This is a genomic window from Thermoactinomyces intermedius (genome assembly GCF_013912365.1).
In the GTDB taxonomy this organism is placed as follows: Bacteria; Bacillota; Bacilli; order Thermoactinomycetales; family Thermoactinomycetaceae; genus Thermoactinomyces; species Thermoactinomyces intermedius.
Map to the genome: position 1 here is coordinate 145,408 of NZ_JACETT010000035.1, position 18,342 is coordinate 163,749.

General features: G+C 46.7%; 20 protein-coding genes, 1 tRNA gene and 2 pseudogenes. 2 read left to right on the plus strand and 21 right to left on the minus strand.

The annotated features are described in order from the left end of the window. Positions 1–141: 141 nt before the first annotated feature. Together H1R82_RS09170 and H1R82_RS09175 are read right to left on the minus strand one after the other, a co-directional pair. On the minus strand, positions 142–642 hold the full coding sequence (locus tag H1R82_RS09170) for an SMI1/KNR4 family protein (protein WP_181821644.1): 501 nt from the start codon (positions 640–642) through the stop codon (positions 142–144). A 161-nt stretch (positions 643–803) separates the two neighbouring features. Continuing rightward, positions 804–1,328, minus strand: coding sequence for an Imm6 family immunity protein (locus H1R82_RS09175; protein ID WP_181731854.1), 525 nt, complete (start codon positions 1,326–1,328; stop codon positions 804–806). A gap of 195 nt (positions 1,329–1,523) precedes the next feature. Here H1R82_RS09175 and H1R82_RS09180 point away from each other — a divergent pair, with 195 nt between their 5' ends. Next, positions 1,524–1,718 (plus strand): hypothetical protein, encoded by a 195-nt coding sequence (locus H1R82_RS09180; protein WP_181731855.1) that lies wholly within the window; start codon positions 1,524–1,526, stop codon positions 1,716–1,718. Between the two features lie 84 nt (positions 1,719–1,802). Here the strand turns inward: H1R82_RS09180 and H1R82_RS09185 are convergent, their stop codons facing one another. The 12 genes and pseudogenes from H1R82_RS09185 to H1R82_RS09240 form a co-directional block, all read right to left on the minus strand. Then, entirely contained in the window at positions 1,803–2,225 is a 423-nt protein-coding gene (locus H1R82_RS09185; RefSeq protein ID WP_181731856.1) for an SMI1/KNR4 family protein, read from the minus strand. Further along, positions 2,222–2,353 (minus strand): annotated as a pseudogene (locus H1R82_RS09190) (HNH endonuclease); the annotation flags it as partial. The pseudogene H1R82_RS09190 and the gene H1R82_RS09185, both read right to left, overlap by 4 nt. Positions 2,354–2,598: 245 nt before the next feature. After that, positions 2,599–3,051: a P-loop NTPase family protein gene (locus H1R82_RS09195; RefSeq protein ID WP_309544812.1), complete on the minus strand. Its 453-nt coding sequence runs from the start codon at positions 3,049–3,051 to the stop codon at positions 2,599–2,601. A 274-nt stretch (positions 3,052–3,325) separates the two neighbouring features. Then, complete coding sequence (locus H1R82_RS09200; protein ID WP_181821645.1) at positions 3,326–3,904, minus strand: hypothetical protein; 579 nt, start codon at positions 3,902–3,904, stop codon at positions 3,326–3,328. 360 nt (positions 3,905–4,264) lie between these two features. Next, complete coding sequence (locus H1R82_RS09205) at positions 4,265–4,747, minus strand: NUDIX hydrolase (protein ID WP_181731859.1); 483 nt, start codon at positions 4,745–4,747, stop codon at positions 4,265–4,267. 415 nt (positions 4,748–5,162) lie between these two features. Next, positions 5,163–5,239 (minus strand) — tRNA-Arg (locus H1R82_RS09210). Between the two features lie 112 nt (positions 5,240–5,351). Continuing rightward, positions 5,352–5,855 carry a metallophosphoesterase family protein gene (locus H1R82_RS09215; RefSeq protein WP_181731860.1) on the minus strand — a complete coding sequence of 168 codons (504 nt, stop codon included), beginning with the start codon at positions 5,853–5,855 and terminating at the stop codon, positions 5,352–5,354. Positions 5,856–5,869: 14 nt separating this feature from the next. Next, on the minus strand, positions 5,870–6,493 hold the full coding sequence (locus H1R82_RS09220) for an XTP/dITP diphosphatase (protein WP_181731861.1): 624 nt from the start codon (positions 6,491–6,493) through the stop codon (positions 5,870–5,872). Positions 6,494–6,568: 75 nt separating this feature from the next. Beyond that, positions 6,569–7,339 carry a ribonuclease PH gene (rph, locus tag H1R82_RS09225; RefSeq protein WP_181731862.1) on the minus strand — a complete coding sequence of 257 codons (771 nt, stop codon included), beginning with the start codon at positions 7,337–7,339 and terminating at the stop codon, positions 6,569–6,571. Between the two features lie 112 nt (positions 7,340–7,451). Then, positions 7,452–8,498, minus strand: coding sequence for a GerMN domain-containing protein (locus tag H1R82_RS09230; RefSeq protein WP_181731863.1), 1,047 nt, complete (start codon positions 8,496–8,498; stop codon positions 7,452–7,454). Between the two features lie 81 nt (positions 8,499–8,579). After that, positions 8,580–9,401 (minus strand): glutamate racemase, encoded by an 822-nt coding sequence (gene racE / locus H1R82_RS09235; protein ID WP_232335506.1) that lies wholly within the window; start codon positions 9,399–9,401, stop codon positions 8,580–8,582. Between the two features lie 117 nt (positions 9,402–9,518). After that, positions 9,519–9,968, minus strand: coding sequence for a MarR family winged helix-turn-helix transcriptional regulator (locus H1R82_RS09240; RefSeq protein WP_181731865.1), 450 nt, complete (start codon positions 9,966–9,968; stop codon positions 9,519–9,521). A 143-nt stretch (positions 9,969–10,111) separates the two neighbouring features. Here H1R82_RS09240 and speE point away from each other — a divergent pair, with 143 nt between their 5' ends. Then, complete coding sequence (speE, locus tag H1R82_RS09245; protein ID WP_181731866.1) at positions 10,112–10,978, plus strand: polyamine aminopropyltransferase; 867 nt, start codon at positions 10,112–10,114, stop codon at positions 10,976–10,978. Positions 10,979–11,037: 59 nt separating this feature from the next. On the opposite strand, the gene H1R82_RS09250 is transcribed toward speE, so the two are convergent. The 7 genes and pseudogenes from H1R82_RS09250 to H1R82_RS09280 all read right to left on the minus strand — a co-directional run bounded on the left by H1R82_RS09250 (position 11,038) and on the right by H1R82_RS09280 (position 18,266). Next, the gene (locus tag H1R82_RS09250) at positions 11,038–12,039 is read right to left on the minus strand and encodes a hypothetical protein (protein WP_181731867.1); all 1,002 of its coding nucleotides are present in this window, start codon (positions 12,037–12,039) and stop codon (positions 11,038–11,040) included. Positions 12,040–12,210: 171 nt separating this feature from the next. After that, positions 12,211–12,663 carry a MarR family winged helix-turn-helix transcriptional regulator gene (locus H1R82_RS09255; protein ID WP_181731868.1) on the minus strand — a complete coding sequence of 151 codons (453 nt, stop codon included), beginning with the start codon at positions 12,661–12,663 and terminating at the stop codon, positions 12,211–12,213. 113 nt (positions 12,664–12,776) lie between these two features. Next, positions 12,777–13,820 carry a type 2 isopentenyl-diphosphate Delta-isomerase gene (fni, locus tag H1R82_RS09260; RefSeq protein WP_181731869.1) on the minus strand — a complete coding sequence of 348 codons (1,044 nt, stop codon included), beginning with the start codon at positions 13,818–13,820 and terminating at the stop codon, positions 12,777–12,779. 80 nt (positions 13,821–13,900) lie between these two features. Next, complete coding sequence (locus H1R82_RS09265) at positions 13,901–14,731, minus strand: YitT family protein (protein WP_181731870.1); 831 nt, start codon at positions 14,729–14,731, stop codon at positions 13,901–13,903. A 133-nt stretch (positions 14,732–14,864) separates the two neighbouring features. Beyond that, entirely contained in the window at positions 14,865–16,610 is a 1,746-nt protein-coding gene (locus H1R82_RS09270) for a B12-binding domain-containing radical SAM protein (RefSeq protein WP_181731871.1), read from the minus strand. A 448-nt stretch (positions 16,611–17,058) separates the two neighbouring features. Next, positions 17,059–17,151 (minus strand): annotated as a pseudogene (locus H1R82_RS09275) (zinc ribbon domain-containing protein); the annotation flags it as partial. Between the two features lie 116 nt (positions 17,152–17,267). Beyond that, complete coding sequence (locus H1R82_RS09280; protein WP_181731872.1) at positions 17,268–18,266, minus strand: protein-L-isoaspartate O-methyltransferase family protein; 999 nt, start codon at positions 18,264–18,266, stop codon at positions 17,268–17,270. Between the last annotated feature and the right edge of the window lie 76 nt (positions 18,267–18,342).

An 18,342-nucleotide genomic window follows, 5' to 3' on the forward strand; every position in this document is an offset into this window, starting at 1 on the left:
GTTTTTAATGTTTGTTGAAGCTGTTATCTCACAATCATTTTCGTAAAATATCAGCCGCAAAATCGGAATCAATTTTTCAGCATTTGATATTCTATCGTTCAATCAGGTGCCACTATATTTTTTATAGTGGGGGAAAATCTTTCAAAAACCCGATTCATCATCAACAACATAGATATAATAATTTTCTTTAGCATCCAGCTTTCGTAAAAAATCTTCGAGGGATTCCGCAATGATCACCCCTGCATAATCAACCGGATGAATTCCTTCTCTTGTCTCTTGACTCAAATCGAAAAAAATCAAGTCATCATTACCCAAGAAAAAAAATGGGAACAAATGTGGGTCCTCTGCAATCTCTTCCACCAGATCGTAATCCTCCCAGATATCTTCACCCAAGATCAAATCTGCGATGGAATGGGGACCCATAATCAGGTTATCAAAAGTCTTCTGATGAAAACACATAAAGCCATATCCAATTTGCAAATAAAATTCCCTTAACTCTTTTGGAAACGTTCGATTGAGCCTTTGTTCCGCTTCTTCCACTTCACGTTTGCCAACCGGATAAAATTTATGCTTAAAATCCGGAGGTGCTTGGATGTGTCTAGATGGAAGAACATATTTTTTCAAAAAAGAAAAGTCACTCATTGCTCTGATCACCTTTCAAGATATGAGATCAATCATGATTTCACCGCATCATTCAGTAATAACCCATGGAAACATGGCACTTTTGCTTTCACCTTTAACAAAACCAAAACCCGCTCCTTTTGACCGGGCGGGCTTTCAACGAACATCCATGGAACCAATTTTTACAAAATCAAGCTCAACAATTCTTCTCTTTGGATCTTCTTGTCACTGCCTGCCAAATGGTTTTTCATCAGGTATTGTTTTAATCGCTCAGCCCATTCTTCTTGGTAATCATGAATCTGGCAAATTTTTCTCATAAATTCACCGTCTGTAAATTCATCATTTACAACTTCAATTGCTTGCGGAACATAGCCTTTCTCTTCATACTTACAGGCTTGCCAAACCGTGTATGCCACTGCATCGATTACACAGAAAAAAGCAAGTTCATCTTCATCGTCATCTAAACCAGCATCGACTTCATTCATGTGAATTGAAAATAACCCTGTTTCTGATTCTTCATCATCAAGCCTTTCATAAAGATCATGTCCACTCCATCCTCTTTCCTCAATCCAATTCCAACACATGTTCATGGTTTCTTTTACATGATGAAACCATTCATAATGACTGATTTTATCCAATACTTTTTCTGTTAAAAATAAATAAAAAGCCGCCTTTGCATCTTCACTAACATGATCATACCATTGCATAACGACCCCTCTATCCAATCCGGATGATATTCAAAGGATTAGGAATATATATACTATCCTCAGGATAATCTATCTTTCGTTGTAAAGAAATATCTCATAGTCATCCTTTGTCTTTCTTTCATTACTGATGATACAATCATCAAAAGATATTTTTATAACGTTTACTGACATCCCACTTTAACGGAGTGAGAAATTTTGAATAAAACAATTCGTGAGGTTCGTTTTTCTGTTTGGTTTGAAGAAGATAATTTTAGTCGTGATAGCACGATCGATTTTTCCTCTGCTTTTGAACAACCAAAGTTTTCAAGGGAAAAACTTCATCAATTACTTGATGAATTTTTAAATGATATTGAAGAAGATGTCAGAGATGAACATCATTCATCTTCTTGAGTTGAAATCAGCGATAAACCAGCCCAAAATGAAAAAACAACAGCCTGTTCACGCTATATCCCGCTGAACAGGCTGTTTGTAACTTTAATCCTGGTCGGGTTCGTATAGCATTTTCTCGATATCTGAGAAATTGTCACATACTTTTGTGACATTTGAAGATTCATGGTACCAATATACAATGATAGGATCTTCACTGTCTCTATAATCAAAACAATACAAGTTGCCAAAAGGATCTTTTGCAAAAGGAAAAACTTTGTCAGGAAGATCGTCTTTTACCCAACGATATACTCTTTCAATATAGATCGGGGAGTTTTTTTCAAATGAAAGTAAACAACCAAATACCATTTGTTTTAGATCTCCAAAGTCAATCGTATCAGGACTTGGTTGGGTTCCATGAGAAGTAATTGCAATCTGTCGGAAATCGGAAGGGAATTGAATCCCAAAATTTTTTTCTACCTGATAAATTGATTGCTTATCAGCAGGTACCTTGCTTTTTCTCCATTTCATAATATCCCCCCACTTATTTGCCGGAATCTAATTTCCCAAATCTTGCGTCCACCAGTATGTTTAGTTGGGCCATGAACTTCAGTTAAAACAAGCTGCCTCTTAGCAGGATTCTGATGATGATGCAAGGTAAGCGTGGAAGATCTTTTGCATCTCTAAGCTTTCAAATTTGGATCAGAGAAGGTTCTACAGAAATCTGGATAGCCAGTTGTTTACCACTGTTTTGTTAAAATAACTGTTTGACCTTTCTTTGGCCCTTTTTTCAGCTCGGGTTTCCCGTGCAATTTTTTCTTACTTATTTCTCTCTTCCTGCCTTTTGATATTTTCCAGAAAACGATGAATCTCTTGTCTGCTCTTTAAGATGACAACCGTTTTGTCAGAGCCGGACTTTTGAAAGTTTTCTAATCGCTCCATCATTTTTCTCTGGCGGGAATCGTAAGTGGTCCGGGCATCCTTCTCCCATATCCGGTCGTGTTTTCCCCATGTTCACCAAAATGCGCTTGATCACACGCAACAGGCACAAATATCGGGGCAGTTCCAAATAGATCATGGTATCCGCATGTTCTGCCCGCATCTCAAACGTACGACTGTAATTCCCTTCCATAATCCATTGGCGTTGGTTCACAATTTCTTGCTGAGCTGTGACGAACTCTTCCGGTGAAGACTCCACCCAGCCCGGTTTCCAATAGAAAGCATCCAAATGGTAAACACGGATCTTTAAGATTTGCCCTAATTTCCGCGCAAACGTCGATTTGCCCCCACCGGATGAAACCCCGATCACCATAATGCGGTTCACCACATGCCAACCCTTTTCCCCGTTTCCGGCCACAGAACCGACCACTTCGTTCCAAGACCAAACTTTGCAAAATACACGATAGCGCCTTTTAATCGGTAAAAAAAGCTCTCTCCCCAAAATGATTTGCTCTCTTCGGCATCACATTTCATTTTTTATGCACATAAAAGGTTACAAAACGCACATTTTGTAACGATGAAACAGCAAACAACGCTGTTTTACGCACAGAACATCTAAATCCGGCTGACAGAACCGCAGCCGGGCTTTTGTTCTGCCTCCACAAAAAAATAACAAGCCTGAAAAAGGCTGGTTATACCGGTACCGCACCCCGTCTTTGCCGTATGGATTCGTGAAACTCCGCCAATTGGCGATAGCTTTCGATAGGCACCCTAATTCTCTCTCCGTCCAACCGTATGTACATTCCATCTTCTTTCGCTTCTTCGTACGGATATTTGTCCAGCAACCAGAGTGCATTGATTTCGAGGTCCTCGATATCGGTTGCAAAGCTGCATCCGCAGTAAATCAACCCGATTTTCCGGCCTCTCAACCGGTGATATTCTTCGATGTTTCCTTTTCTCTCTTCTTCCATCATCCGTACGTAAAAATCCACGGCTTTCGGCGGAAAACCCAAAATCGTCCCCAAAATCCGGTCGGCTTCTTTGGCGGATAACGTTCCGCTGCGTTTCACTTCCGCATGGAATAAAGATTGGATGAGCTCGTTTTGAAAGAACAAATAAAAAGGCCGCCCGCTCAGCAAATCATAATCGTTCTGCCCGACATACGGGTAAGTTTCCAGCAAATACTCCATGTGCTCCGTTTTCCATCTTTCAAGGGGAATATCCAAGAAGGCCGGTTTGTACCCTTTTAAGAACGCATCCACCGTACGCAAGTTCATCGCTCCCTCGCTTCAAACTGTGCGGATATTTATTCGTTATAGCCACAATGATTCCTGCATGAAAAAACGCCCGTAACGGGCGCATCCGTTCAACCGTCGTCTTCCCCGCAGCCGTCGTATTCCTCGTATCCGCAGTTGCTGCAGTACACATAGCCGTCCCGGGACTTTCCCAACGTTTGCTCACCACAGCGAAGGCAAAGGGATGCCATCTTCAAGCCTCCTTCCGTTTGTGGCGGGTCTCGGATCGGCATCACAAATAAAATTGATAATTTTCTTTATATTTTTATTATAGACTTTTGACCAAACAATGCCCATACCAGAGCGGTTAATTGACGTTTGCCAAGATTGCCGTTTTTAAATACCCCTGTGCAGTTTAATTTCAAATTCGGGTTTCGTGATATATTCCATATATCGGATATTTCTGTCAAAATCCATATAAGCTTGATAACGGGTACGTATTGCGGGGGCTGTAATCTTATCAAGCACTTTATCCTTTGCAACCCAGCGGCTTTCCAATGTTTCCTCCGAAGTGCATAATGCTCCGCCCACAGGAGTGCACACAAAGTCTAACATGATTTTGGTCGGAATCTCCGTGACACCGTCATACCATTTGTAAATCCCTGTATTTGAATAAACGCCAATCAAATGCGATACAATTACGTCTATCCCGCTTTCCTCTTTGACTTCTCTGATTAATGCATCCATCAGATTTTCCCCGACTTCCACTTGTCCACCGGGAAATACCCATCCGCCATGTTTCGTCTTCACCAAAAGGATATTCCCTTGTTCATCTTCGACGATGCCACCCACTGCCACAATATGTTTTGGCATTTCCATTCTTATGACCTCCAAGCAATCTGAAAAGAAAGAGAAACTTTACCGTCTCTTTTATTTTTAATTCTTTAAATTGAAGATATTTTCCTGTTTCAGCCAACTTGCTGCTGATCGCGCGAATCAGCGGCAAACCGGGCAAAAAATGCGGCTCCTGCAAAGGGACACCAACCGGAACCGCCGGGAATCTCCCACGGCACCTTCAGCTTCGCCACTTAACAGCCTTCTTCCACCCAAAAGCGCGCCCGTTCCTTAATGAGGTTTTTGCCAATACGCTCTCTTACCGGGAGTTTACGTGGAGTCGGGTTTCAGACAAAATAATAAGACGTCCGCCTTTCGCCTGTACAGACGAAAAAGGCGAACGCCTTCACGCGTTCAACCGGTTCACTACCGGTTTCCGATGTCACATTTCAAAACGGCTTGGCGTCCCAGGAGAGATTCGAACTCCCGACCGACGGCTTAGAAGGCCGCTGCTCTATCCAGCTGAGCTACTGGGACATTTTTCTAATTCGCCGTGACGACACAACATATTCTACAACAGATTATTCTTTCCGTCAACCACTTTTTTTATTCCAGCAAAAAAAACGGGCAAAAGGAAAAGGAATTATCATTACGACAATTCCCCTTCAAATCCCCGCTCGGTAATCGGGGTTCCATCGATTTGGTAGAACACCACTTTGATTTTCCCGTCTTTTGTCTCCAAAACGGCATAGGTCGGTACAGTAAAGCCACGGGGTTGCGTGATGCTTCCCGGATTGATCAGCAAAACGCCGTCTTCTTTTTCGCACACCGGAAAATGGGAGTGGCCGAAACAAGCAATTTGCGCTCCCGCTTCCTGCGCCCGGTATTTGATGGGAAGCAAAGACTCTTTCACCCGGTACAGGTGGCCATGCGTGACAAAAAAACAAAGGGAATCCGCTTCAAAGATCTCTTCCTCGGAAACCTCTTCCCAATCGCAATTGCCTCTCACCACAGTCAACGGCACGGAGGGAAGTTCAGACCGGCCGGTGCAAAAATCGCCGCAATGGATCACATGATCGGCTTTCACCCGGTCCACAATTTCATTCAACCGCTTCGCCCGGCCGTGTGAATCGCTGATGATCAACACTTTCATCATCATTCCTCCTCTTATGAAAAATGATACATGTTCTTCATCTCTTCGATCAACAGACGGGTGGCTTTCCCGCGGTGACTGATGGCGAATTTTTCTTGATTGCTCAGCTCCGCCATCGTTTTGTGAAGCGAAGGCACGTAAAAAAGCGGATCATAACCGAAACCCTGATCCCCCCGCGGCTCCCGCGTGATTTCGCCGTGGCACGTTCCTTCCACGGTTTTGGTCGGTTCACCGGGCACAGCCAGCGCCATAACGCAAACATAGTAAGCCTGGCGTTTCTCTTGCGGGACGGATTCCATTTGCTTCAGCAATTTTTGGTTGTTCTCTTCATCCGTGGCATTTTCCCCCGCATAGCGGGCCGAATAAACGCCGGGCTCCCCGTTTAACGCCGGCACCACCAGACCGGAATCATCCGAAACCACCGGCGCATTCAAATGCCGGGCAATCGTTTCCGCTTTTTTGACGGCATTGCCTTCAAACGTGTCCTGATCCTCTACAATGCCGGGCAAATCTTGAAAGTCTTTCAACCCTTTGACATCCAGGTTCAAATGCTCCAAAAACAGTTCCCGGAATTGTTCCAATTTGTTTCGGTTTCCCGTCGCAATGATGATATACGGAAAAGGCCAGTTTCTTTTCATGTTTCTCTTCCTTTCCCTTTCAATGGTTCATGGGAAAGCCCATGAACAATAAAAAAGCTCATGGGCCCGATTGGTTTATTTCGTTGCCGAAGAACTTTCCTCCGAAACGGTTTTCCCCACCAGTTCGGCGTCACTTCCCAAGATTTCTTTTTGCATGAGAATCAATTCAGACGTTCCCTTTTTGGCCAGCTCCAAAAGTTGGAAAAGCTGATCGCCCGAAAAAGGAGATTCTTCGCCCGTTCCTTGGATTTCCACATATTTTCCGAGACCTGTCATGACAATGTTCATATCCACAATGGCGGAGGAGTCTTCTTCATAACAAAGATCCAAGAGCACTTCTTCCCCGACGATCCCCACACTGGTCGCAGCCAAAAAGTCTTTGACCGGCATCTCTTTTAAAACGCCGTTTTTCACCATGGGAGCCAGCGCATCCACCATGGCGACAAATGCTCCGGTAATCGCCGCGGTACGGGTTCCGCCGTCGGCTTGGATCACATCGCAGTCGATCCACAGGGTTCTTTCCCCGATGGCGGATAAATCCACAACGGAACGGAGTGCCCTTCCAATCAGGCGCTGGATCTCCATCGTCCGGCCGCTGACTTTCCCCCGGCTGGATTCACGAACGGTCCGTTGATGGGTCGCTCTCGGCAACATCGAATATTCCGCGGTAATCCACCCTTTACCGGAATTTCGCAAAAAAGGGGGGACTCTTTCTTCCACCGTCGCCGTACAAATGACCCGGGTATCCCCCACGGTTATGTAAACGGAACCTTCCGCCGTCTTGATAAAGCCTCGCTGCATTTCCACTTTTCTTAGTTCATGATTTGCGCGTCCATCGGTTCTCAATGATGCTTCCCTCCTGTGCCAAGTTCCTTTAGTATAGCATACCCTTATCCCAAATACCGAATGAGAAAAGAAAAAAAGGAATGAAATTTGACTCATTCCTTTTGCACCTGCATCAGGATTTATTTGGATTGACAAAGACGGGGCGGGCCACGGGATTGCTGACGGTTCCTTCCCCTTCCACGGCAACGCTTTGTTTCCCGTTCACGGTCAATTGCACTTTATCCGCATCGGTGTTTTCCGTCAAGGACAACACGATCGTTTGGATGGCGTCTTTGGAAGCGCTGTTCTTTCCGTACTGTAACAGTTGCTCTCCCAGATCCGCCGACACCACCTTGTCTTTGACCTGAACTTTATTCACCGCCAAGGTGTTGTCCAGCGCCGCACTCAAACCGGAATCGTATTGCGGCCCTTTGATCAGCTCTTTCATCACCGTTTCGCCGATTTGGTCCGATGAATTGACCATCCGGGTCACCGGCACATAGTAAATTTCGTTATTGGGCAATTGCCCCATGAAATACAGGATGACCGGCATGCTCCGCGTCAGGTCCGTTCCTTCGGCCACCTCCAGATTGATCCCGTCTTTACGGGTCAAACCTTGAGCCGGTGTCTTTTTCTTCGGCATGACCGCAAGCGGTTTCCCATCGACCCAGATATTCACCTGGTCAATGGTGGGAAAACCCGTCAACGTCCAAGTCACGGCACTTAACAAATCCTCTTCTTCATCCTCTTTGTAGTTCAAAAATTCTTTTGAAAAGTCAATGGTTGCAACCCCGTCTGAAATATTTAACGCCTTCACCTGCGTTCCTTTGGGCAGAATCGGAGTCATCCCTTCCGGCAGCATGGACGCTCCCGGTCCTTCCTTCACCATGAACTTTAACACTTCTTTGGCAATCCCTGTGGAAGCCGGAAGATTCAAGGTATAAGGAGCGACGTGGCCGTTATTCGTTTTGAAATAAAGTTCGACCCCGGTCGTCTTTTCCTGTTTGTCATCCTTTTTTTCTTGGCCGGCCCCCACCGGCGTTGCGTTGTCCAAATTGGCATTGGCCGGGGGCGGGTCAATGGGCTTGGTGGATTCTTTTCCCGGTCCGAACATGCATCCGGTCACCAGCAAAGGAATGAATAATAGAAAAACGGCTGAGCGTATGAATCTTTGATCCATGAACAATCTCCCCCCAAGGACAAGTCATTTATTACATGTATACGGGCATGGGGGGAATTTAGCACTTTCCGGAACAAAATTTTATCCCACCGAAGGGAAATAAAGCTCCACCTGTTCCACCTTGACCGGAAAACCAAACCAGTCTTCGGCAATCTTCGAAAAGCTTTCCGTCGACCCCGTCGTAAAGAAGCGGTGTTTGGGCGAATGCTGATCCGAAAGCAATTGTTGGTGCTGCAAAATCGTGCTTAACTCCACCGCGGTTTCTTCCGCCGAGCTGATGATGGACACCGATTCGCTCACCGCTTTTCGGATGGAATCCGCCAAAAGGGGATAATGCGTGCATCCGAGAATCAAGGTGTCCATGGAAGTGTTCCGGAGCGGGGACAACGTGTCGGCAACTATGTCATCGGCCAAAGCGGTATGGCGATACCCGCTTTCCACCAGCGGCACAAAGGCCGGACAGGCCAGACTGTGAATGGTCAAGTCGGGATGGATTTTGCGGAGAGCCTGTTCATAAGCCCCGCTTTGAATCGTTCCCTGCGTGCCGATCACGCCAATCGTTTTGTTTTTCGTCGCTTTAATGGCCGCCCGCGCTCCGGGATCAATCACTCCCAGGACCGGAATGTCCACCTGTTCTCTCACCAAATCCAGCGCTGCGGCGGTTGCGGTATTGCACGCGATCAAAATCGCTTTGATCGGATGATTCATCAAAAACCGGACAATGCCCATGGTGAATTTCCGGACTTCTTCTTTGCTGCGGGGGCCATACGGACAGCGTTTGGTATCCCCCACATAATAAATGGTCTCCCGGGGCAACTGCCGCATCACTTCACGGGCAACGGTCAACCCGCCGACCCCGGAATCAAGGATGCCGATCGCCCGGTCTCTGGTTTGCTGCATCATACAAAAATCCAACTCCTATCCCTCTGTCTCAACCGGATATGATATCATATTGGTTTCCCCAAGAATTGGAACACAGGCAACAAAAACCTCCATTCGGTGCATGAATGGAGGAAAACCTCAATCTTTTTTCATTTCATGATACAAAACGGATAAATGTTTTTGGATTTGCTCCGTCTCTTCAGATGACAAATGCGAGAGAATGTCGGACAAATACTGCCGACGGGCTGCCAAAACTTCATCGATGATTTTCCGCCCTTTATCCAATAAACGGATCCGCACCACGCGCCGGTCACGTTCATCCCTTATCCGTTCCACCACTTCGTTTTTCTCCATCCGGTCAATCAAATCGGTCATCGTACTGCAAGCCAAAAACATTTTTTGACTCAATTCCCCGATGGTTAAATCCCCGTTTTCCTGAAGCAACAACAAAGCTGAAAACTGGGGCGGGGTCACCGGAAACCGGTCCAGGATTTCCCTTCCTTTTCTTTTGACAATCACACTGATTTCCCGCAATAAAAATTCGATTTCAGCAAATCGCTCGTAAGAGACCGGCTTTTTCTTTTCCATAAGCCTCTCCTTTATTTCAAACTTTCATCATACCCTTATCAAGAAAGTATATATAAAATTATACACCTTGACAAACCAAATCCAGTAAACAAAAAACTGCAAAACGGTGACACATCTGATAAAATGGTGTCTCGGTAACATATATGAAGGAGGTTGGACGGTTGAACCAAACACCTGAATTTCTGCAAGAAAAAAACGGGGATTTATGGCTGATCGAAGATGAACGGGAAAACATGAAGGTGAGTTACCGGATCAAAGAAGTGGTGTTTTCGGAAAAATCCCCTTTTCAACATGTCATGATTTTGGATTCATATGATTTCGGCCGCATGCTCGTTTTGGACGGCGTGGTGCAAACCACTTCCCTGGACGGCCACATCTACAATGAAATGATCACCCACATCCCGCTTTCCATCCACCCGAATCCCGAGCGCGTGCTGATCATCGGGGGCGGGGACTGCGGAGCCGCCCGGGAAGTATGCAAATATGAGAATGTCAAAGAAATCGACATGGTGGAAATTGACGAGCTGGTGGTCGACGCCTGCAAAAAATACCTGCCGGCGGTTTCCGGAAATCTTTCCGATCCCCGGGTGAACTTTATTTTTAATGACGGGATCAAACATGTGGAAAACATTCGGGATCACTACGATGTGATCATCGTGGACTCCTCCGATCCCGTGGGCCCTGCCAGAGCGCTTTTTGAAAAAAGCTTCTATGAAAACATCCACCGGGCTTTAAAAGAAGACGGATTAATGGTGTGCCAAAGCCAGTCCCCGCTGTTTCACCGATCCGTCATGAACCAAACCATCCGCCACATCCGCGATCTGTATCCGGCCGTCAAAGTATACACGGCAACGGTTCCCACCTATCCGGGCGGCTTCTGGAGCTTCACCCTGGGCTCCAAAAATTATGATCAAGTGTATGTGGACCGCTTCGAAAAAGACACCAAATACGTCAACCATTCCATCCTGACCACCTGTTTTGACGTGCCGGCCTTTTTGAAACATGATTAAATTAAAATACACTTCTTCAGAAACAAAAAAATCCCTCCTGTTTGAAGGAGGGATTTTGCTTAATCGTTTTCCTGCAATTGATTCAATAAATTTCGCCAACCGTGAAGGTGCGCCAGCGTCGTCACTTCACGCCGGATTTTTTCGTGGCGGCAATCGGCAAAATCGGCAAACACTTGCTCCAGATCCCCGATTTCCCGTTTGACCAAGGGACAATCCAAATATCCGAGCAAATGAATAAACCATTCATAATTGCCGTTTAATGCCTCTTCTTTTAACTCTTCTATGGTAAAGAGCTGATAAAAAGGGAATTGATCCAAGGCCAGAACCACATCAAAGGGAGCATCCACCGGCAATTTTCCGGCAGGTTTCTCCTCTGACGCCAGTTTATTTAAGGTTTGCCTCTTCCCTTCCAGGTAAGGGCACGGCCTGTAGTGGACAAACAGATAAAAAATGCCCCATTGATCCTCCATCGGGATGCGGTACAAGGAGAAAATGGAACCGGAGTAATTCGTGTACCATTGTGACCACTGCCCTCCGTCCGCAGTGGCCGTCACCATCCGGTCGGTGCGCAAAAAAGGATTGAACGCCGCGCTGTTTTCCAAGTCAACCATTTCATGTTCATAATGGCCGACGCCTATGTAAAAGGAAGACCATTTCAAGCGCTCTTCTGTCAGCGGTGTCAACTGCCGCTGGCTCGTTCCTCTCCAAACCTGCGGGATCGTGTGGTGAGGCAAGCGCATTTGCTCCATTTGCCAACCCGGCGACAAATAATAATCCGAAAAGCGCCGGACTTCATCCAAATCGGCCGGAATGGCCAACGGATATGAAACACATCCTTGAAAGATTGCAAAAATTTGATGTTCCACCAAAGGTTGATAAGCAAGCACAATACCGCGGGGAATGCTCAGATCCCTCGCTTCGGCAAAAACGATCAAATCAGCTTCCCGATCCATAAACTGTGCCAGCTCATCCAAAAAAGCAGCTTCATCCAAAAACTCAAATCCCGTTTCCTGCCAACGCTGATCCCATTTCCAGCTTTGCAACCAGCCGGGTAGCTGCATAAAGATCATCCTTTTTATCAATATCCTTGAATTGTATTGAATACACAACTTTCGTTATTTGACAAATCCGCCCTCCATTTCTGATCTTTTTTAAGGGGGATTTTTCTCTGTTTTTACTGGCATTTTGACGTCTTTTTGCAGTGATAGACCCTTAAACATTTTCCGAAAAATTTATTCCGTCCGTTTTTCGTCGTTTACGATCCGCTCCAATTTTTCATAAATTTCCAGCAAGCGGATCAAATCTTCTTGGGACAAATTGGACAAATAGCGTTTCACCACTTCTTCACTGATTTTTTTCGCTTTGGCCAATATATTTTTTCCTTCTTCCGTCAGCTCAATGACAACCACGCGACGGTCAAAAACATCCTGGGAGCGCCTTACCCACTGGTGGGCTTCCAAACGGTCTATCATCAACGTCACCGCACTGGGCTTGACTTCCATCATGTTGGCAATGTCGGTCGCCCGGCATCGGTCGCTCGACCCGATATAACTCAAAATATGAAACTGTGCCCGGGTCAAACCGATTTCGGATAACGCCGTGGTAATATGCTGTCCGATTCTCCGGGTAATGGCATATTGTTTCATTTGAATGTTGGTAATAATGTTCTCGTGATCAAATGTCATCCGTCTCCCCGCTTTCCATCTCATTCCCATTGGTTAGGAAGGTTAATATTTAATTTTATTAAATATTAACCACCGGTCCGTTGTCAACCAAAACGGAAGCGATTACACCGCGGTCACTGCCATGCATGAAACACCAACCGGTCGGTCTGGAACAGTTCCTTGACGGAACCGATGCCCGCTCCAAACATGGCAATTTTCATTTCCATCATCACCTGCCGGAGCCGGTCGATCAACATATCCTGCCGGTCATCAGCCGCATAGGGCAAAAGCGAACGTCCAAATCCGGCCAGATCTGCTCCCAACGCAATCGCCTTCGCGGCATCCACCCCGTTTTTCAATCCGCCGCTGGCAAGGATCGTTCCGGAAGGGACCGCACTCCGCGCTTCGATCACACATTCCGCCGTCGGAATCCCCCAATTTTCAAAAGCTTGTGCCGCTTTTTTCAGCAAGGGGGTGGTCCGGTGCTTTTCCACCTGACTCCACGAAGTGCCGCCCGCTCCGGCCACATCCACAAATTGCACACCGCAATCAAACAGGGTTTTGACCAATTCGCCGTTGATTCCCCAACCCACTTCTTTGACGCCGACGGGAAAAGAAACGCGCCGGCACAGCTTTTCAATTTTCCGGAGGATGCCTTTGAAATTGACATCCCCCTCCGGCTGAAACACTTCTTGCATCGAATTCAGATGCAAAACCAGCGCATCGGCTTCCGCCGTCTCCACGAAGCGGTAACACTCTTCTTCCCCGATCCCGTGATTCAGTTGCACGGCTCCGATATTGGCGATCAACGGAATATCCGGGGCATGGCGCCGGACTTGAAAGGTGTGTTCCACCGCCGGGCGGTCCAGAATCACACGCATCGATCCGAGCGCCATCCCCCACCCGCACTCTTGGGCCGCAATGGCCAACATGCGGTTGATCTCCCCCGTTTCTTCGGTCCCGCCGGTCATCGAGCTGATGAAAAGCGGTGCTTTCAAAGGTTTCCCCAAAAAGGAACAGGAAAGATCAATTTCACGAAAATCCAGCTCCGGCAACGCCTGATGAACAAAGCGGTAATGTTCCAATCCGGTGGTCACTTGCCGGCTGGTCACATTTTCATTCAGCACGATTTCGATATGTTCGTCCTTTCGTTTCTGCACCCGAGACTTCGACTTCATAACGCAATCCTTTCTTCACAGGCAATTCCAACTATAGTTTAACGCAAGTCTGACCCGCTTCATGCAAAGTTCAACGTTTTTTAACCATTTTCTTCGTTGAAATCCCGGTGAAAATATCCCATCACTTCCACAGTTTCCATGATATTGACAAACGCTTTGGGATCGTTTTCCATGATCACCCTTTTCACTTCCGCCAATTGGTAGCGGGAAATAATCATGAACAGGACTTTTCGTTTTTCCCGGGTGTAAGCTCCCTCCCCGTCGACAATCGTGATTCCCCGCACCAGCCGGGAAATCAGGCTTTTCCGGATTTCCTCCCCTTTGCTGGTGATGATCATCAAAGTGACTTTCAAATGTTTGGTATGAATCATGTCAATCACTTTGCCGGTGGCAAAAATGGACAACATGGTGTAAAGGGCCGTGTCCCAGTCAAACAAAAACCCTGAAACAAACACGATCACCGCATTCAGGGTAAAGGTGAGCGTCCCCAGGGAAAACTCTTTTTTTCGGGTCAGCAAAAAGACAATGATATCCAATCCCCCGGTGGAACCGGATGAACGAAAGATAAATCCGGTACCGATGCCGGCGAGCACGCCCCCGAACAGCGAGGACATGATCGGGTCGCTGGAAATTGGTTCAACGGGAATCAACCACAAGGCCACCGAGGTGACGACAACCGAAAGAATCGTATTGATGATGAACTTTTTCCCCAGCTTCATGTATCCGAGCAGAAGCAAAGGAAGATTCAACGCAAAGTTGATGACCCCGGTGTTGATCGGCGTCAACAAACTGATAATCATGGCGATCCCGGAAACGCCGCTGCTTAAAATCTTATGCGGCAACAAAAACACATTCCATGCAAAGGCAATCAAGATGGAAGAAAGGACAATAATCACCATTCGCAAAACCATTTCGCATCACTTTCACTTTCTGTTTTCTGATATTCACAGCCATCTAGTATAACATCATCTTTCTCCGGAAGATATCCTATTCTTCAATTTTCCTGATAAAAACAAACCCTTTTCTCCAAAGAGGAGAAAGGGCTTAGTCATTGTCCGGATCCATGGTATAAATCTTCACCGGTTTTCCCGGTTCATAATAAGCGATCATCAATTGTTTTTTCAAGAGGATTTCGCCGGTCTTACGGTATCTTTCCAAATCAAACGGCACCGACTCGATCACCGCATGCTTGAACAACTGCCTTTCGCTCACCGGTTGCTCCCCGAAATCTCCCGAGACTTTCTCCGGCGATTTCAACGCCATTTTCAAATAAGCGGCTTGTTCCTCCTTGCTCAGTGTCCAGTCCCACCATACTTTGCGCGGACGGTGACGATGATTGAGATAATAGTCATACTTCATCAACCCCAAAATCACATCCGGCTGTGAAGTGCCCCTGCTTTTCAGAAAGGAAACCAGACGCAAAAAGAGATCTTCCAACTGATGCCCGATTCGTTGCCATCCCTGCTCCTCCCAGTAGTCGCCAAACTCCTGGAAAAAGTCAAAGGCAGAAGGAAACTCGTGCTCAATCAAATAGTTCAAGGTGTGGTCCATGCGATGCGCATTCCAATACTTTTCCAACACATCCTCCACGCGCTTGATGCGGACAATGTCGGCAAAGGAAAGGTCCTTATTGCCCAAGATCTCATAAGGTGCCCGCTCCATGTAAACATACTCATACTGATCAGCCTGGATGCGAAGTCCCGTTCCCCTCAACATTTTCAAAAAGCCCAGTTGCAATTCTTCCGGCCGCAGGGCAAATACATCATTAAATGTCTTTTTAAACGTGTCATAATCTTCATGGGGCAATCCGGCGATCAAATCCAGGTGCTGGGCAATCTTGCCGCTTTCTTTGATCATGTTCACCGTGCGCGACAGTTTGGAGAAGTTTTGTCTCCGTTTCACCGCCAAGTTGGTCGGGTCGTTCGTCGATTGAACCCCGATTTCAAAGCGGAAAATCCCCGGAGGCGCATTTTCCGTCAAAAATTGCAACACTTCCGGCCGCATGATATCTGCCGTGATCTCGAACTGGAACACACACCCTTGGTGATGGTCAATGAGAAACCGGAAAATCTCCAGCGCATAATCCCGCTTGATATTAAACGTCCGGTCCACAAATTTGATCAGCTTTGCCCCGTTTTCAATCAAGTACATGAGGTCCGCCTTCGTCCGTTCGATATCAAAATACCGGACCCCCACTTCAATGCTGGACAAGCAAAACTGGCAATTAAACGGACATCCCCGGCTCGTCTCGAAATAAATCACCCGCTTGGACAAGTCGGGCAAATCTTCCGGAAAGCGGTGCGGAGTCGGAATCTCATTCAAGTGCAACTTGGGCCGCGGTGGATTGAGGATCACTTCTTCCCCCTGGCGGTAAGCCACTCCCAACACCTGATCATACCGCTCTTCTGTGCTGATCTCCTTCAGCAAGTGATGAAACGTCGCTTCCCCTTCCCCCATCACAATGAAATCCACTTGCGGCAACCGTTCCATCCATTCACGGGTGTCATACGACACTTCCGGCCCGCCCAGCACAATCTTTGTCTGAGGCATGATTTTTTTTATCATATCCAAAATCGGAATGGTCTCTTCAATATTCCATATGTAACAAGAAAAACCGATCACATCGGGCCGGCGTTGATACAGATCCGAAACCACATTCATCGCCGGATCCTTGATCGTGTACTCCGCAATCTCCACATCAAATTCCCGGCTGCTGTATGCTTTTAAATACCGCAACGCCAAAGAAGTATGAATGTACTTTGCATTCAACGTCGCCAAAACCACTTTCATCTTCATCAACCTCTTCTGAATCATATCCTGTTTTCCATTTCCTCTTATCTATCCTAAACAGAATACCACAGAAACGGACAAAAAGCCCTCCCCGCCGCATTCCTTTCCCCGCCAAACAAAAATCCGCCAACCGTTTAATGTCCGGAAGCGGATTGTATGACCAAACCCCGATTCCGCAAATCTTCCATTTTCTCAAATCAATGCCCTTTCCCCAAACAACCAGCCCATCCAAGGGTTTTTTCTATATCAATATACCGTTTTCGTCCAAGTCCAACAAATGATTCTCCCATATTGACACTCCACACGGCTGAAGCCGTGGGATTCTTGGGTCGTTAGCATCCGTAGTCCGTTTCCGTTTTGGACAACGCCCAAGTTCAGGGGTGTGTCATCACCCCGTCCCATGTGGTTAGAGTGTACCCACATGGGCGGCGTACCTGTTACCAGTACGCTAGGCTACTAACCCAGAAAGGGCTTTAGCTATATTGATTGCTCCATTCAGATCAGCATGGCAGGTATAACCACACTTTTTGCATCTGAAATGGTTATGACATCAATTATTTTTGTTAGTTCATAAGGCTTTATGACTCCATGGAAAAAACAGTATTTTAATGTTTGGTTTACACGTTCAGAAGCACAAGAACGGTAAAATTGAATAGCCTAAATTTCCTTTGGCTCCGGTTCCTTTTTCAGTTCAACCCGGACTCGTTTTCCAACCACCCGGGCTTTGATCCGGCTGTAGGATGGACGTTTTTTCCGGATCCACGATTCCCTCCAACGGATTAGAACATGTGCATGCCTTTCGTCCGTTGTGATCCATTGAGAATCCCGGAGGGAAAGCAATGCAAATCCTTCCGGACTGCTGTATCCGATATAGCTTCCATCCGATCGCTCTGCCGTTGTCAGACCATCGGGATTTACTGCCAGCAAGAATGCCCGAAGCTCGTCGCCAACTTCCGGAAAAGGAGGAGTTGTTGGATTGAGATAGAGGAAGTGACAGACCCAGTCAGAATCAACCGGTCTTTCCATCCAAGAGGAACTGACCCACCACGGATTCTCTCCTTCTCCCGACCAATGGGCATGAATCCAAGGTCCGAAAAACTCTTCCGGTGTTCTTTCCGTCATGGCAATGTACGAACCCGGAATGACATTTTCCCCTTTCAGTTTCCCGTTTCTTTTGATCAGTCGAACCACAACATTGGTGTCCGCAATTGGAAGCACTTTAAATGGCGTTACCACCCAACCGCCTTCTTTCAATTGATGTTTCCACGCTTCAGGAAGAAGATCCGGGGTTGTCCAAGTCACAATCCGGTCATATGGGGAACCCGCTTCCCAACCTTTGCGCCCGTCCCGGGTTTCAAATTGCACCTGATGCAAATTTTGGTCTTCAAACATCCGGCGTGCACGTCGGGTGAGTTTCGGCTCAATATCCAAAGAGACAACCTTGCCGTCGGGCCCGGCAAGTAAGGCGATCAATGCCGTGCTGTACGCGGAACCCGTACCGATCTCCAGCACCCGCTGTCCTTTTTGGACATCCAATAATTCAAGACTGCCACGGATCGCGCCATCAGATGAAATCTGCGGGATCAGGCTCCCGTCCTCCTTGCGTATAAACTTTTCACGATTTACGCGCTGAAACACTTCCGGGATCGTCGGCATAATCTTCTTCTTCCTCCTTTTCACGTCCAAGATCAGGAAGAGCCTTTTCATTTATATTGTTAATATTATATATTTT